This is a genomic window from Rhodococcus sp. M8, from assembly GCF_015654185.1.
Classification (GTDB): Bacteria; Actinomycetota; Actinomycetes; order Mycobacteriales; family Mycobacteriaceae; genus Rhodococcus; species Rhodococcus aetherivorans.
On the sequence record NZ_CP064065.1, the window covers coordinates 4,663,694 to 4,678,603 of the forward strand.

Annotated in this window: 13 protein-coding genes; 5 read left to right on the forward strand and 8 right to left on the reverse strand. The window is 70.4% G+C overall.

Annotation, left to right across the window (positions count from 1 at the left end; translation table 11 throughout):
• The first annotated feature begins 2 nt into the window (after positions 1 to 2).
• A complete protein-coding gene (locus ISO16_RS21135; RefSeq protein ID WP_072634256.1) occupies positions 3 to 2,576 on the forward strand; it encodes an AMP-binding protein in 2,574 nt (857 codons plus the stop codon).
• Between the two features lie 33 nt (positions 2,577 to 2,609).
• Here ISO16_RS21135 and ISO16_RS21140 read toward each other — a convergent pair whose 3' ends face one another.
• The 3 genes from ISO16_RS21140 to kstD are packed head-to-tail and all read right to left on the reverse strand — an operon-like array spanning position 2,610 to position 7,036.
• A complete protein-coding gene (locus ISO16_RS21140; protein WP_072634319.1) occupies positions 2,610 to 4,355 on the reverse strand; it encodes a cholesterol oxidase substrate-binding domain-containing protein in 1,746 nt (581 codons plus the stop codon).
• 57 nt (positions 4,356 to 4,412) lie between these two features.
• Positions 4,413 to 5,273, reverse strand: a complete 861-nt coding sequence (locus ISO16_RS21145) for a MaoC/PaaZ C-terminal domain-containing protein (protein WP_043797541.1) — start codon at positions 5,271 to 5,273, stop codon at positions 4,413 to 4,415.
• A gap of 50 nt (positions 5,274 to 5,323) precedes the next feature.
• A complete protein-coding gene (gene kstD, locus ISO16_RS21150) occupies positions 5,324 to 7,036 on the reverse strand; it encodes a 3-oxosteroid 1-dehydrogenase (RefSeq protein WP_083662437.1) in 1,713 nt (570 codons plus the stop codon).
• 131 nt (positions 7,037 to 7,167) lie between these two features.
• Between kstD and ISO16_RS21155 the strand changes: the two genes are divergently transcribed.
• From ISO16_RS21155 to dmpG, 3 genes are read left to right on the forward strand one after another with little or no spacing between them, the layout of a single operon-like run.
• Positions 7,168 to 7,953 carry a 2-keto-4-pentenoate hydratase gene (locus ISO16_RS21155; RefSeq protein WP_072634258.1) on the forward strand — a complete coding sequence of 262 codons (786 nt, stop codon included), beginning with the start codon at positions 7,168 to 7,170 and terminating at the stop codon, positions 7,951 to 7,953.
• Between the two features lie 29 nt (positions 7,954 to 7,982).
• A complete protein-coding gene (locus ISO16_RS21160) occupies positions 7,983 to 8,912 on the forward strand; it encodes an acetaldehyde dehydrogenase (acetylating) (RefSeq protein ID WP_029540875.1) in 930 nt (309 codons plus the stop codon).
• A gap of 5 nt (positions 8,913 to 8,917) precedes the next feature.
• Positions 8,918 to 9,985, forward strand: coding sequence for a 4-hydroxy-2-oxovalerate aldolase (dmpG, locus tag ISO16_RS21165; protein WP_006943321.1), 1,068 nt, complete (start codon positions 8,918 to 8,920; stop codon positions 9,983 to 9,985).
• Between the two features lie 15 nt (positions 9,986 to 10,000).
• Here the strand turns inward: dmpG and ISO16_RS21170 are convergent, their stop codons facing one another.
• The 5 genes from ISO16_RS21170 to ISO16_RS21190 all read right to left on the reverse strand — a co-directional run bounded on the left by ISO16_RS21170 (position 10,001) and on the right by ISO16_RS21190 (position 14,050).
• Positions 10,001 to 10,321 carry a DUF6191 domain-containing protein gene (locus ISO16_RS21170; protein WP_006943319.1) on the reverse strand — a complete coding sequence of 107 codons (321 nt, stop codon included), beginning with the start codon at positions 10,319 to 10,321 and terminating at the stop codon, positions 10,001 to 10,003.
• A gap of 156 nt (positions 10,322 to 10,477) precedes the next feature.
• A complete protein-coding gene (locus ISO16_RS21175) occupies positions 10,478 to 11,167 on the reverse strand; it encodes a hypothetical protein (RefSeq protein WP_072634259.1) in 690 nt (229 codons plus the stop codon).
• Positions 11,168 to 11,271: 104 nt separating this feature from the next.
• Positions 11,272 to 12,000, reverse strand: a complete 729-nt coding sequence (locus tag ISO16_RS21180) for a mycothiol-dependent nitroreductase Rv2466c family protein (RefSeq protein WP_072634260.1) — start codon at positions 11,998 to 12,000, stop codon at positions 11,272 to 11,274.
• Positions 12,001 to 12,110: 110 nt separating this feature from the next.
• Positions 12,111 to 12,803: a response regulator transcription factor gene (locus ISO16_RS21185; protein ID WP_043797531.1), complete on the reverse strand. Its 693-nt coding sequence runs from the start codon at positions 12,801 to 12,803 to the stop codon at positions 12,111 to 12,113.
• Positions 12,800 to 14,050 carry a sensor histidine kinase gene (locus ISO16_RS21190; RefSeq protein ID WP_072634261.1) on the reverse strand — a complete coding sequence of 417 codons (1,251 nt, stop codon included), beginning with the start codon at positions 14,048 to 14,050 and terminating at the stop codon, positions 12,800 to 12,802. The genes ISO16_RS21185 and ISO16_RS21190 overlap by 4 nt, the downstream gene beginning before the upstream one ends.
• Before the next feature lie 229 nt (positions 14,051 to 14,279).
• Between ISO16_RS21190 and ISO16_RS21195 the strand changes: the two genes are divergently transcribed.
• Entirely contained in the window at positions 14,280 to 14,681 is a 402-nt protein-coding gene (locus ISO16_RS21195) for a DUF6223 family protein (RefSeq protein ID WP_072634262.1), read from the forward strand.
• Positions 14,682 to 14,910: the final 229 nt, after the last annotated feature.

Here is a 14,910-nt window from a genome sequence, read left to right on the forward strand (position 1 = left end):
CGGTGGTACCACGTTCTTCCGAGCTCGTCGACTGTCCGACGGTTCCGTTCGTCCGACATCTCGCCGAACACGGCGAACGGACCGCACTCGTCTGCGACGGCACCGAGATCACCTATCCCGACCTGGCCGAGCGGATCGCCGCCGTCGCCGACCGCCTCGGCACCACCCGGCGTCTCGTCCTGGTCGCCGGGGCCAACGCCGTCGACCCGATCGTGGCCTACCTGGCGGCGCTGTCCGCCGGCCATCCCGTGCTGCTCGTGCCCGGCGACCGGCCCGACGCCCTGGCCGCGACGATCGAGGCCTACCGGCCCGACGTCGTCGTCGACGGCGGCCGGATCGAAGAACTCGCCGACGGCACCACCCACGACCTGCATTCCGACCTCGCGCTGCTGCTCAGTACCTCCGGCTCGACCGGCTCGCCCAAGCTCGTGCGCCTCTCGCACCGCAATGTGCAGGCGAACGCCGAGGCCATCGCCGACTACCTCGACATCCGCGCCACCGACCGCGCGATCACCACCCTGCCGATGCACTACTGCTACGGCCTGTCCGTGCTGCACAGCCACCTGCTGCGGGGCGCCGGGATCGTGCTCACCGACCGGTCCGTCACCGACCCCGGATTCTGGGACCTCGTGCACCGGCACCGGGTCAGCGCCCTCGCGGGCGTGCCGTACACCTTCGACCTGCTCGACCGCGTCGGCTTCGCGGACATGGACCTGCCGAACCTGCGCTACGTCACCCAGGCCGGCGGCCGTCTCGACCCCGACCGCGTCCGCCGCTATGTCGACCTCGGCCGGCGCGACGGGTGGCAGTTCTTCGTCATGTACGGCCAGACCGAGGCCACCGCCCGCATGGCCTACCTGCCCCCGCACCTCGCCGCGGAGCACCCCGGCACGATCGGCGTCCCCGTTCCCGGCGGCGCCTTCCGCATCGACCCTGTGCCCGAGGCCGGCGACGGTGCCGGCGAACTCGTCTACACCGGGCCCAACGTCATGCTCGGCTATGCCACCGACCCGTCCGAGCTGGCCCTCGGGCGTGTCGTCGACGAACTGCGCACCGGTGACCTCGCCGTCCGCACCGACGCCGGGCTGTACCGGATCGTGGGCCGCCGCTCCCGCTTCGCGAAGCTGTTCGGCCTGCGCATCGACCTGCAGCGCATCGAATCCGTCCTCGCGCGCCACGAGCTCGTCGCGTGCTGCGCCGGCGGCGACGACGAACTGATCGTCGCCGTCCAGGGAGCCGACGCCGCGCCCGTGCGGGCGGTCGCGGCCCGCGCGAGCGGGCTGCCCGAGTCCGCGGTGCGGGTGTGCGTCGTGGCCGAGCTGCCCCGCACCCCCAACGGCAAACCGGACTACCGCGCCGTCGCCGCGCTCGGCGCCGCCCCGGAACCACCGCAGCCGGCGCCCGAGGCGCGGGCCGTGGACCCACGGCGGCTGCGGGCGCTGTACGCGGACGTTCTCCGCCGCGACGACGTCACCGACGACAGCACGTTCGTCGACCTCGGTGGCGACTCGCTGTCGTACGTGCGCATGTCGGTGCGGCTCGAGCGGCTGCTCGGGCATCTGCCCGCGGACTGGCCGACGACGCCGCTGCGCGAGCTGAGCCCGTCGTCGCGCCGGGCGCCGTGGGGCTGGCGGATCGTCGAGACCAACGTGCTCATCCGCGCCGTGGCGATCGTGCTCATCGTCGGCTCGCATCTGCACCTGTTCGCCCTCGTGGGCGGGGCGCACGTGCTGCTCGCGGCCGCGGGCTACAACTACGCGCGATTCCAACTGCCCAAGCCCCGCGCCGAGCGGCTGCGCACCACCCTGCTCAGCGTCGCCCGGATCGCCGCACCGGCCGTCGTGTGGATCGGCGCGGTGCACGCGCTCACCGGCGAGTACCGCTGGTCGAGTGTGTTCCTGCTCAACGGGGTGCTCGGACCGCCCGCGTGGACGAAGGAATGGCGGTACTGGTTCATCGAGGCGCTGGTGTACGCGCTCGTCGCGGTGGCTCTGTTGCTCGCCGTGCCGTGGTTCGACCGGCACGAGCGACGGTTCCCGTTCGCGTTCCCGCTCGCGCTGGTGGGCGTGGGCCTGCTGACCCGGTACGAGGTGCTCGGGCCGGACATGCCGACCAGTCAGATCCTGGCGTCGTACGTGGTGTTCTGGCTCTTCCCACTCGGCTGGGCGACCGCCCGGGCGACCGCGGTGTGGCAGCGGCTGGTGGTGTCCGTCCTGGCGGTGGCGACGGTGCCGGGGTTCTTCCATGCCGAAACCGACCGCACCGCTCTCGTGATCGGCGGCCTGCTCCTGCTGATCTGGGTGCCGCGGACCTGGTGGCCGGCGCTGCTGGTGCGGCCGGCCGAGGTGCTCGCCGCCTCGTCGCTCTACATCTACCTGACCCACTTCACGGTCTATCCGCTGCTGCGGGACATCGACCCGTGGCTCGCGTTCGCGGCGTCGCTCGTGGTGGGTGTGGCGTACTGGCAGCTGTGGGTGCGGCTCGGCCGGCTGTGGGGCCACTTCGGCCGGGTATCCGTCCTCACCATGCTTGCGCGGCGTGGTGCTACCCGCGCGCGTGAGAACGCGCGCGGGTAGCACCGGCGGGCGCGGATATCCGGCGCCTTCTCGTCAGGGCAGCAGCCGGTCGATGAAGCTGTTGCTGAATACCCGATGCGGGTCGAGTCGGTTGTACACCGCCCGCGCGGAGTCCCAGTTCTCGTCCGCGGGCACGCCTTCCCGGTAGGTGCCGGGCAGGACCTGCTCGATGACCCGCTGGTCCGTGTACGGCAGTTCGGGGCCGAACGCCCAGCCCTTGGACCATTCGGGCCGGAAGGTGGAGTCGGCGTTGTTGTAGTGACCGCGCATCCACTGCTCCATCTCGCGGTAGAACGCGAACATGCCGGGGGTGCCCGGCACCCCGAGCACGTTGAGCCAGATCGCGGTGTCCCACTCGGGGTGGTCGGGTCGCGGCCGGGTCGCGGAGATGGTCGGCGGCCCGGCGGACGGGACCCGCACGTCGTCGGGTTGATCGAGCCCGCAGCACCGGATCTCGACCGGGCCGTTGAGCGGGTACTGCCCCAGCGCCCGGTAGTGCTCGATGCGTTCGTGGAACCACTGCGTGAAGTCGTGGATCACGTTCGCGATGTTGGCGCGGTTGGTGAGGACCGCGCCGCCGCCCTCCGTGAGCCGCAGGGTGGTGGCCTTGATGTAGAACTGCAGGTCCTTGGACCAGCCCCAGATGTCGCTCGAGTTCGTGGCGGCGAGGCCGGCGACGGTGGTGTTGTAGTAGACCTGCCCGAAAGCCGGCGCGATGGCGGGGTTCCCGGCCGTCATCTGCCCGAGCAGGTCGGTGACGGGCTCGGGGACGTTGTCCGAGAACGGATAGTTGTACGGGCCGAACACCTCTCGGGACGTCACCGGCTTCTGCGGAGCGAGGGACCACACCTTCATCCACGGCTTGTCGGTGAACGGATACCAGATCGCCTCCGCGCGCCCGCAGGCCCGCACGAAGCTCTCGAAGGTGCGTCCCGGTGCTCCGGCAGGCGCGAACAGCTCGCGCCAGTCGATGTCGGTGTAGCTCTGGCACCGCATCCGGGTGTCCGGGCCGGCCTGCAGGGTGACCGAGGTGACGAACGTCCGGCCGAGGTGGGCGAGCAGCGCAGTGATGTCCGCGTCGGCGCGCGTGTAGGTGCGCAGCGCGTACTCGCTGCCGTTCCACGCCACCGTGGTCAGTTCCGTGACGAGATTGCTCAGCGAGCCGAAGGTGTGTCCCGGGACGTTCTTTTCGCCGTCGGCGGGCAGCGCCGCACCGTGCGCGTTGACGGCCAGTGCACCGGCGATGGACAGCACCCCGGGTGCGGGGAGGTTGGCCCAGCCGAGGCCGTGCCCCTGCAGCGCCGTGGTGATCGCGTCGAGTGTCGCTCCGGCTCCGGCGGTGACGGTGGCGGGGTCCGAACCGGAGTGCACCGACACCCCGTTCAGATGCGCCATCGTGTCCGCCAGGATCACCCTGTCCACCGGTGCGCCGTTGACGATGGTCAGCGGAGTCCAGCCGTGCATCGCGCCACGCGGCCGGACGGTGTAGCCGTGAGCGTGGGCCCAGTTCGCGAGCCGGACGACGTCCTCGGGACTGCGCGGGGCGCACGTCCAGATCGCGTCGAGCATGATCTCCTTGGACCAGTTCTGGTAGGCCTGCTGGTAGAGGGCGATGCCGTCGGGAAACGCGGCCGGGGTGGTCAGGGTGGCACCGGACGAGCCGGCCGGTACGGCGTGGACGGGGGTCCAGCCGCCGAGCGCGGTGGCGGCGAGCGCGCCCGCGCCGGCGGCGAGGAAACCCCGGCGCGACAGGCGCAGGGGTTCGGTGCGAATCGTCATGAACACACTGCTTTCTCACCGGCCCGTGGCGGGCCGGTGCTGGGGGAGGACGGGGTGTCAGGCGATGGTGAGGACCACGTCGGTGAGGGCGGGCGCGAGGTCGCGCTCGACCACCGCGGCGGTCGCGAGCAGCCGGTCGCCGGTGCGCCAGGCGCGCACCCGCAGGGTCTCGCCGGGAAAGACGACGCCGGCGAACCGGGCCGTGAATCCGTGCACGGACGCGGCATCACCGTCGAGCGCCGCGTCGGTGAGCGTCTTGCAGACGATCCCGTACGTGCACAGCCCGTGCAGGATCGGAGCGGGGAACCCGGCGGCCTGCGCGAACTGCGGGTCCGAGTGCAGCGGGTTGCGGTCGCCGCACAGCCGATACAGCAGGGCCTGTTGCGGCAGCGTCGCGACATCCACCTCGAAATCGGGTGCTCGGTCCGGCAATTCGACGGACTCGGACGGTCCGCGTTCGCCGCCGAAGCCGCCCTCGCCGCGGGCGAAGATGGACGAGCGGGCCGTCCACAGCGGGTTGCCGGCCGGATCCGTGGTCGTCGACTCCTGCACGATCACCGCGGCCTTGCCCTTGTCCCACACCTCGGCGATTCGGGTCACGGTGCGGCCCTTGCCTTCCGGTGGCAGGGGAGCATGCACCGTCACCTCCTGGCTGCCGTGCACCACCTTCGCCAGGTCGATCTCGATGCCCGGGAACGAGACCTTCGGCGGCTCGGTGGCGTGGAACGTCGCGGCGACGGTGGCGAAGGTGGGCAGGACCTGCGGATCGCCGTCGCGCAGGTAGCGCAGCTCACCGAGGTCGGTGGGACGCGCGCCGGCGCCGAGACCGAGGTGATAGAGCTGAACGTCGCTGCTGCTCCAGGCGAATTCCTGGGCGGGCAGTTCGGCGCCGAGTGCGACGGCGGGATCGATGGGCACGCGGGACCCTTTCTGTTCGGCGGACGGGGTTCGGCCGGATCGAGTGCGGCTCAGTGCTGTTGGGCGGTCTCGGAGATCGGCCGCGCGGCGGGCTGCTCCGGTCGGCCCAGGGCGTCGAGAACCGCGAGATAGGCGAAGGTCATGGCCGGGCCGATCGTGGCGCCGGGGCCGGCGTAGGTGTGGCCCATGACGGGACCGCTGGCGTTGCCGGCCGCGTAGAGACCCTCGATCACGGTCCCGTCCTCGCGCAGGACCCGGGCGTCGGCGTCGGTGCGCAGGCCGCCCTTGGTGCCGAGATCGCCGGGCACCACCTTGATCGCGTAGAAGGGGGCCTTGTCGATGGCGCCGAGGCTCGGATTGGGCTTGTTGCGCGGGTCGCCGTAATAGTGGTCGTAGCCGGATTCGCCGCGTCCGAAGTCCTCGTCCCGGCCCGCGCGGGCGAAGCCGTTGAATCGTTCGACGGTCGCGGTGAGGGTCTGCGCCGGCACGCCGATCTTCTCGGCGAGCTCGTTGATCGAGCCGGCCTGGACCACCACACCCGCCTTCAGCCACCGCTTGGGGAAGGGACTGCGGGGCGTGATGCCGGCGAAGGTGTAGCGATTGCGGTAGCGCTGGTCGAGGATCATCCAGCACGGGATGTTCTCGCCGGGTCCGTCGCCCCGGCCGTGGCGGCCGCCGTACATGGCGTGCACCGCCTCGACGTACGGAGCGGATTCGTTGACGAAGCGCCGGCCGGCCGCGTTGACCATCATCGAGCCCGGCAGGCTGCGCTCGGACAGGGCGAACCACGGGCCGCCGGTGAGCGGGAAGGACGGGCCCCACCAGGCGTCGTCCATGAAATCGACGGCGGCACCGAGAGTCTGGCCCGCGCGGATGCCGTCCCCGGTGTTGGCCTTCGCGCCGACGGTCCACTCGGTGCCGATCGGGGCGCGCTGATACTGCGTGCGCATCTGCTCGTTGTGCTCGAAGCCGCCGGAGGCGATCACGACGCCGCGGTGGGCCCGGATGGTGTGCAGCTGTCCGTCCGACTCGACGCGCACACCGCGCACCACCCCGTCCTCGACGACGAGGTCCGTCAGGGCGGTGTTGAGCAGCAGCGGAACCCCGGCGTCGCGCAGGCCGACGCGGAGTCCGGCCATGAGCGCCTGGCCGCGGACCAGCAGGTGCTTCCTCGTCGCGCGGGCCCACAGGTATCGCATGCCGACCTTCGCGGCGCGGACCGGTCCGCGCGGGTTGCGCATGAGGAGGTTGAGCCACTTGTAGTCGGCCTGGGTGATGACGAAGTTCGGCGGGCCCTTGACGTAGTCGGGCTCGAGCAGGGCGAGGTCGTCGCCGAGGCGCTTGCCGTCGAACGGCTTCGGCTCGACGGACCGCCCGCCGAGCCGGCCACCGGGGGCCTCGGGGTAGTAGTCGGAGTAGCCCGGCACCCACTGCAGTTCCAGGGCGCTGTGCTTCAGCACGAAGGACAGCATCTCGGGCCCGCGGTCGATGTAGGTGTCGATCTTGTCGGCGGGCACCACGTCGCCGATGATGCTGTGCAGGTAGGTGCGGGCCGAGTCCGGGGTGTCGGTGACCCCGGCGGCCCTCAGGGCCTCGTTGTTCGGGATCCACACCCCGCCGCCCGAGCGCGCGCTCGAGCCGCCGTAGTGGGGTGCCTTCTCGATCAGGACGACGCTCGCGCCCTGGTGCGCGGCGGTCAGCGCGGCGGTCATTCCGCCGGCACCGCTGCCGACTACGACGATGTCGTATTCCTGCTTGATCATGTAGAACACGTTATAGAATGATGGCGCGGTGAGTCCATCCCTTCTGCCAGGAAGAATCACCCGCACACCACGGGCCGAACGGAAACAGGTTGCAGAACATGCCGGTCGCCGGTGAACAGGAAGGAACCGCAATGCTGCCGACGCAACTGCGCACCCGGCTGGCGGACGAGCTCGAGGCCGCCGAACGCGACCGCACCCCCGTCGACCCGCTCGTGGCCCGGCACCCCGACATCGACGTCGTCGACGCCTACGAGATCCAGCTGATCAACATCCGTCGCCGGCTCGCGGCCGGTGCCCGCGTGGTCGGCCACAAGGTCGGGCTGTCCTCGCTGGCCATGCAGCAGATGATGGGCGTGGACGAACCCGACTACGGCCACCTGCTCGACGACATGCAGGTCTTCGAGGACCGTCCCGTCGACACCTCGCGGTACTGCTTCCCGCGGGTGGAAGTCGAGGTGGCCTTCGTGCTCGGCAAGGACCTGCCCGGCGCGGACTGCACCGAGAGCGACGTCCTCGACGCCACCGTCGCGTTCGCGCCGTCCATCGAACTGATCGACAGCCGGATCAAGGACTGGAAGATCGGCCTCGCGGACACTATCGCCGACAACGCCTCCTCCGCCGGATGGGTGCTCGGCGCGCAGCGGGTGGCGCCGTCCGGCGTCGACATCAAGGGCATCGATGCCGTGCTCAGCCGCAACGGCGAACGGATTGCCGAGGGGCGCAGCGACGCGGTGCTCGGCAATCCCGTCACCGCCGTCGCCTGGCTCGCCCGCAAGGTCGAGAGTTTCGGAGTGCGGCTGAAGGCGGGCGACATCGTCCTGCCCGGCTCGTGCACCCGGGCCGTCGACGCGCGCCCGGGCGACGAGTTCCACGCCGAGTTCGCGGGACTGGGCTCCGTCTCGCTCACGTTCTCGTGACCACCCGGTCCCGACTGCAAGGAGAAGCAATGGCCAAGGCAAGTGTCGCGATCGTCGGGTCGGGCAACATCAGCACCGACCTGCTCTACAAACTGCAGCGTTCGGACCTGCTCGAGCCGCGGTGGATGATCGGCATCGACCCGGCGAGCGAGGGCCTCGCCCGCGCCCGCACGCTCGGCCTGGAGACGTCGGCCGAGGGCATCGACTGGTTGCTCGCGCAGCCGGAGAAGCCGGACCTGGTGTTCGAGGCGACGTCCGCGTACGTGCACCGGGCGGCGGCGCCGAGGTACGAGGCGGCCGGCATCCGGGCGATCGACCTCACCCCTGCCGCCGTCGGACCGGCCGTCGTGCCACCGGCGAACCTCGGGGCGCATCTCGACGTGCCCAACGTCAACATGATCACCTGCGGCGGTCAGGCCACCATCCCGATCGTGCACGCCGTCTCCCGGGTGGTGGACGTGCCCTACGCCGAGATCGTGGCGTCGGTGGCGTCGGTGTCCGCCGGGCCGGGCACCCGCGCCAACATCGACGAGTTCACCAAGACCACCAGCCGGGGCATCGAGACCATCGGCGGTGCCCGCAAGGGCAAGGCGATCATCATCCTCAATCCGGCGGACCCGCCGATGATCATGCGCGACACCATCTTCTGTGCCATCCCCGAGGACGCCGACCGGGACGCGATCGCCGAGTCCATCCACCGCGTCGTCGCCGACGTGCAGGAGTACGTGCCCGGCTACCGCCTGCTCAACGAACCACAGTTCGACGAGCCGACCGTCGTGTCCGGCGGGCACGCCACCGTCACCACCTTCGTCGAGGTGGAGGGCGCCGGCGACTTCCTGCCGCCGTACGCCGGCAACCTCGACATCATGACCGCGGCCGCCACCAAGGTGGGCGAGGAGATCGCCCGCGCGCTCCTCTCGGCGGACTCCCTCCCCTCGAACTCCACCGTGAAGGCCTGACTCCGATGACCTCTTCGAACTCCGATCTCCGTCGCGACGACATCTTCTTCGAGCCGTCGTGGGACATCCGCGTGACCGATACGTCGCTGCGCGACGGCTCGCACCACAAGCGTCACCAGTTCGACCGGGAGGAGGTGCGCGCCGTCGTCGCCGCCCTCGACCTCTCGGGCGTCCCCGTCATCGAGGTCACGCACGGCGACGGCCTCGGCGGGTCCTCGTTCAACTACGGGTTCTCGAAAGTGCCGGAGCAGGAACTGATCAAGATCGCCGTCGACACCGCGCAGCACGCGAAGATCGCCTTCCTCATGCTGCCCGGCGTCGGCATCAAGGAGGACATCATCGAGGCGCAGGACAACGGCGCCTCGATCTGCCGCATCGCCACCCACTGCACCGAGGCGGACGTGTCCGTCCAGCACTTCGGGCTCGCCCGCGAGCGCGGGCTCGAGACCGTGGGCTTTCTGATGATGGCGCACACCGTCACCCCGGAGAAGCTGGCCGAGCAGGCCCGCATCATGGCCGACGCGGGCTGCCAGTGCGTGTACGTCGTCGACTCGGCCGGCGCGCTCGTTCTCGAGCAGGTCGCCGAACGCGTCGAGGCGCTCGTCGCGGAGCTGGGTTCCGACGCGCAGGTCGGCTTCCACGGGCACGAGAATCTCGGCCTGGGCGTGGCGAATTCGATCGCGGCGGTCCGCGCGGGTGCCAAGCAGATCGACGGGTCGGCCCGCCGGTTCGGCGCGGGTGCCGGCAACACCCCGGTCGAGGCGTTCGTCGGCGTATGCGACAAGGTGGGGATCAAGACCGGCATCGACTTCTTCGCCGTCGCGGACGCCGCGGAGGACGTCGTGCGCCCCGTGATGCCCGCCGAGTGCCTGCTCGACCGTCAGGCCCTGATGATGGGCTACGCCGGGGTGTACTCGAGCTTCCTGCGCCACGCCGAGCGCCAGGCCGAGCGGTACGGGGTCTCCGCCGCGGAGCTGCTGGTGCGGGCGGGCAAGCGCAAGCTCATCGGCGGCCAGGAGGACCAGCTGATCGACATCGCCCTCGAACTCCAGCGCGAACAGCAGACCGCCTGACCGACCGACCGAATGTCACATCGCGTCAATTCGATCGACGCAATGTGACATTCGGCCCCAACGGGTTTCGACGCTCAGCCATCCGGGTTCGCCACCGGTGGCGTCCTCACGGTCCATCAGCGAGGTCTGTCGCTGTTCGAATTCGAATCGCCGCGACCCTTCGAACACCGCACCGACCTCCTCGAACCCCGTTGCCGCCACCGGCCGTGTGCGACCGTCCCCGCTGCGCCGGAGCAGGCGATGACCCGTCAGACGGCTCCACAACACCTCGACCGCGGCCGCGCCCACCAGCAGGCAGGCCAGTCCCGGAATCGTCATCGCGAACAGCGCGCCCATCGTTCCAGGGTATCGAGCCGTGGAACGCGGCAACGATTCCCGGAGCGCAGGGGCGGGTATCGAGGGACTTCGCCGGTGCTCGCGCTGCGGAGCCCGTCCGGGGTGCTCTGCCCGTGGCCGGGTGGATGAAGGACGGTGCATGTGCCACCGACGCGGTCAAGCCTGCCCGGGCCGTCTCCGGCCCGGCCCGGCCCGACCCGACAGATGCCGCGATGTCCTGGCCGATATCCGGGGGGACCGTGAACCGATCGTGGGCGAGAGCCGCCACAGTCCGGTGGCGGCGAGAATGTGCCACAGCGCGTGGCCTTGCAGGACACTACTCGGCCGGCAGAGCGAGGTCCGGTCGCCGATGGTGCCGAGCACGGCGCCGGACGCGAGAAGCAGTGCCGCGACGATCGTCGTGCGGCGCAGGTGCGGACGGACGCGGGCGCGTTCCAAAGCGAGTCCCACAGTGACCGCGGCGAGCAGTGCCTGCACGATCGTGGAGGCACTCGAGCCGGCTGCGACGACGGGAACCATCACGAACGGAACGACGAGCCACCACCGCGGCGACAGCCGTCGGTCGAACCGGTCGGAAGCGGCGTCGACGGCTGTGTAAGCGAGCAATGTCGCGATCGGTATGTCGTGTGCGTAGGCCTGCCACGGCGGGTTCGGTCCGTGCGCTATGAGGGATCCGGCGCCGACCGCGATGACGAGGAGACCGTAGGTCACCGTCGGCGTGCCCTGCCGACGACGTGCGAGCACGGCCAGGCCGGCGATCACGAAGGCCAGGCTGGTGGCGGCAGCCGCTGGCTGCCCGAGAAAGCCTGCGTCTCGATAGAGCTCGCAGACGTTCGCCAGCATCATGGCTCGAGGCTATCCGTTACCGGTCCGCATCGGACATACACAACGGCAGCCGTCTCGACCTGGCTGTCGGGCCGAACGGTGCCGGGGTGGCCGGCGCCGGTTGCTCATCTCTTGGTTCGTCGACTGCCACCGTGCCAGTCCTGCTCCACTCCCACCTCGTCGGGAGCGACGCCGAGGCCGGGCAGCTGCGGCAGTTCGCGCAGGCTACGTTTGAGTTCGGCGAAGCCGGGGAAGCTCGTCAGCCCGACGACGTGGTCCCACAGGCGGAGGGCGTCCTCTTCGCCGGGTAGCCGGCTGATCACCGGCCCGAAGAAGGCCACGCCGTTCGGCGGCTGGAAGTGGATGATCGGCGTGCCGACGTCTCTGCCGGTCAGGCGCAGTGCCTCGTCGGTCTCCGCCTGGATGAGCGCATCGAGCGAGGGGTCGTCCAGCGCGTCCGCCACCTGCACGGGTAGGCCCGCCCGGGCCAGGATCGGCTCGAGGAAAGCCCGCGTTCCTTGCTGTTCCGGTCCGGCGGTGTTGTCGGCGTCCGGCGTGGTCTCGAATATCCACGCACCGAGCGCCCGGTACAGCGGATCCACCGCCTCGCGCCCGTGCTCCGCCCGCACTCGCGCCGCGACCCGGAGCAGCCGCAGCCCACTCGTGTGACCGGCTTCGTACTCGGGCGGGAAGTGAGTGTCGTAGTCGACGTGCGCGTTGATCAGGCGCAGCGAAATGAACCGCCAGTCGACTCGGAATTCGCGCTGGGCCGCCACCAGGCGCACCCACTTGCTGGTCATCCAGGCGAACGGGCACACCGGGTCGAAGTAGAAGTGGATATCCGCATCACTCATGCCTCGTCAGGCTACGGAGTGCTCGGGCGGTCGCCGGCACAGACACCCCTCTCGTCTGAGAGATCGTCGAGCAGAGAAGATTCGGATCGCGGGGTCGACAGGCCGATCGCCTACGGCTTCACAAGTCCCGTTCGGTAGGCGATGACGACCAGTTGCGCGCGGTCGCGAGCACCGAGTTTCACCATGGCATGGCTGACGTGGGTGCGGGCGGTGGCCGGGCTGAGGCAGAGTTCGGCGCCGATCTCGTTGTTGCTCATGCCCATACCTACCAGCGTCAGGACCTCGCGTTCCCGGTCGGTGAGGACCTCGAGCCGATGATCGGCGGCCTTGTCGGCTGTGCGCTGGGTGGTGAACTGGGCGATGAGGCGGCGCGTGATGCGCGGTGCGAGCAGAGCTTCTCCGGCGGCGACCACGCGGATGCCGTGCAGGAGCTCGGCCGGACCCGCGTCTTTGAGCAGGAAGCCGCTGGCGCCGGCCTGGAGGCCTTCGAAGACGTAGGCGTCGGTGTCGTAGGTCGTCAGGATGAGGATGCGTACGTATTGGAGCCCGTTGGTGGTGGCGATCTGCCGGGTGGCCTCGATGCCGTCCATCTTCGGCATACGGATATCCATGAGCACGACATCCGGGCGCAGGGCCCGGGCTTGCTCCACGGCTTCGGCGCCGGTTGCGGCTTCCCCGACCACCGTGATGCCGTCCTCGACCTCGAGGAGGATCTTGAAGCCGGACCGCACCAGATGCTCGTCGTCCACGAGTAGGACCTTGATCGGAGTGTCGCGGCCGGATGCGCCTGTCACCGGGTTCATACCGTCACCGATGGGGCCGGGGCCAAGGGCAGCCGGGCGGTGACGGCAAAGCCGCCGCCCGGGAGCGGGCCGGCGTCGAAGTCGCCGCCCAAGAGCTGACAACGCTCGCGCATCCCCACGATCCCGCGGCCGCGTGTGTCCGTGCCGGCGAACCCGGCGTCCGCACGGTCGGCGCCTCTGGCTGCTTTGTCGGTGTCCCCATCCGCACGCGGGCCGTCGTTCGTCACGCGGACTTCCACGGCGTCGGGGCCGTAGTTCAGGGCGACCGCGACCTTGGTCGGTCCGACATGGCGAATCACATTGGTGATCGACTCCTGCAGGATCCGGTACACGGCGCTGCCTACCGCGCTGGGTACGGGCGGTGGGGGTGATGTCGTCTCCAACTCGACGTCGAGCCCGGCTTCGCGTGCCCTGGCGGTGAGTTCGTCGACCTGCCCGAGCCCTGGGGGTGGGAGGCGGCCGTCGTTGTCGTCGCGAAGGACCCCGAGGATGGCCCGCATCTCCTGCAGGGCCCGGGAACTGGTCTGCTCGATGGCCTCGAGCGTCTGGCGTGCTTGTTCCGGTCGCTTGTCCAGTACGTGTGCGGTGACGCCGGCTTGGACGTTGATGATGGCGATGGCGTGCGCGACGGTGTCGTGGACCTCGCGCGCGATCCGGAGCCGTTCCTCGTCGACCCGGGCGCGTGCTTCGTCCTCACGAGAGCGTTCGGCCCGTTCGGCGCGCTCGAGTGCTTCTTCCGCGATCACTCTCCTCGAGCGAACGCTCTCCCCGAGGGCGGCACTCATGCCCGCGGCGCCGATCCGGAAGTACACCCAGCCGACGGCGGCTGGGGGTTCGATGTCGGTCGCGGCGATCAGCCAGACCGCGGCCAGTGCTGCGATGCCCACAACGGCCATCACCAGCGAGCGACGTCCGTCGCCGCGGGCGGTGAGGGTGTAGAGGGCCACGAACAGGCCCAGCCATCCGGGGCCGTCCGGGAAGTCGAGGGTGTAGTACACCATGCTGGCGAGCGCGGTCACGGCGAACACTGCGACTGGCCAGCGGCGGCGCAGGACCAGGACCGCGCCACCGGCGATCAACAGCAGGTAGCCGAGGTTCCCGAGGTCGGACAGGGGGCGCAGCACTGCTTCGGGCTCCCCGCTGTTGCGGACGACGGTGCCCTGGACCTGCATGACAGTGATGAATACCGCCAGCAGCACATCCTGCGCCCAGGCGGGCGGGCGGAACAACGTGACGCGATCCGGCATGGCGCGATCATATGGTTCCGGGTGGGAAAACAACTCCCGCGAACTGCGCGGCCGCCTACGTCGAGGAGCGTGGTTGCGCGCGAGCCACCTACGTCGAACTTCGTATCGGCTGCCGCCCGCTGTCCGAGGACACCCCGTTGCCGAGACGCGACGATCGTATGCGTCCGCTCAACGACGGAGGCCTCCATGAGCGCGGCCGGAACCCGTCGTTCGACCGAAAGGATCCGCAATGCCTGTCCTCGATTTGCTTGCCGCACCGGCGATCACGCACGTCTCCGTTGTCGCTGCCGGTTACGAGCTCGGCGTCGGGCGAACCGTGCCCACCGCGGCAGCCGTGCTGGGGCTGATCAGCGCCGTCGCCGGTGGGCTGGCCCTGGCCCGATCCCGCCGCACCGGCACCGGACGAGCTCGGACGATCGTGGCCCTGGTGCTGGGACCGATCAGCGTCATCGCCGGCGGGGTGCACGGGGCCAACTCCGCCGGTGGACTCGGCACCGGCAACGGGCTCGCCGGCGCCGTCCTCGCCGTGGCGCTCGGGCTGATCGGCACGGTCCTCGGTGGGCTGGCTCTGGCCCGCTCTCGTCGCACCAGCCGATCCGGTCACGATTCCAGGCCGGTGCCCGCGTCGTGACCCCCGCCCGCTCCGTGCACCGTCACCGAGTGCTGCGCGGGGCCTGGCGCCGGCTCGGCCCGGCGCAGCTGTCCGCCGCCACGGCCGCCGCCGGGCCCGGCGTTCCCCTGGTCGCAGACGGTGGCACGTGGCGAATCGAGCGCACTCGGGCCTGCGCCCACCTGGGCGCCCGCTGCCGACGCGGTGGGCCTTGCCGAGCCGACGCGGCCCGCGTCGGGGTGGCTGCGGT

What these genes read in the sequence shown, in the direction of transcription:
- ISO16_RS21140 (WP_072634319.1), bottom strand. Translation starts at nt 4,355, where the DNA reads ATGACGATTCGCACCGAACCCCTGCGCCTGTCGCGCCGGGGTTTCCTC.
- kstD (WP_083662437.1), bottom strand. Translation starts at nt 7,036, where the DNA reads ATGATCAAGCAGGAATACGACATCGTCGTAGTCGGCAGCGGTGCCGGC.
- ISO16_RS21155 (WP_072634258.1), top strand. Translation starts at nt 7,168, where the DNA reads ATGCTGCCGACGCAACTGCGCACCCGGCTGGCGGACGAGCTCGAGGCC.
- ISO16_RS21160 (WP_029540875.1), top strand. Translation starts at nt 7,983, where the DNA reads ATGGCCAAGGCAAGTGTCGCGATCGTCGGGTCGGGCAACATCAGCACC.
- dmpG (WP_006943321.1), top strand. Translation starts at nt 8,918, where the DNA reads ATGACCTCTTCGAACTCCGATCTCCGTCGCGACGACATCTTCTTCGAG.
- ISO16_RS21170 (WP_006943319.1), bottom strand. Translation starts at nt 10,321, where the DNA reads ATGGGCGCGCTGTTCGCGATGACGATTCCGGGACTGGCCTGCCTGCTG.
- ISO16_RS21175 (WP_072634259.1), bottom strand. Translation starts at nt 11,167, where the DNA reads ATGATGCTGGCGAACGTCTGCGAGCTCTATCGAGACGCAGGCTTTCTC.
- ISO16_RS21180 (WP_072634260.1), bottom strand. Translation starts at nt 12,000, where the DNA reads ATGAGTGATGCGGATATCCACTTCTACTTCGACCCGGTGTGCCCGTTC.
- ISO16_RS21185 (WP_043797531.1), bottom strand. Translation starts at nt 12,803, where the DNA reads ATGAACCCGGTGACAGGCGCATCCGGCCGCGACACTCCGATCAAGGTC.
- ISO16_RS21190 (WP_072634261.1), bottom strand. Translation starts at nt 14,050, where the DNA reads ATGCCGGATCGCGTCACGTTGTTCCGCCCGCCCGCCTGGGCGCAGGAT.
- ISO16_RS21195 (WP_072634262.1), top strand. Translation starts at nt 14,280, where the DNA reads ATGCCTGTCCTCGATTTGCTTGCCGCACCGGCGATCACGCACGTCTCC.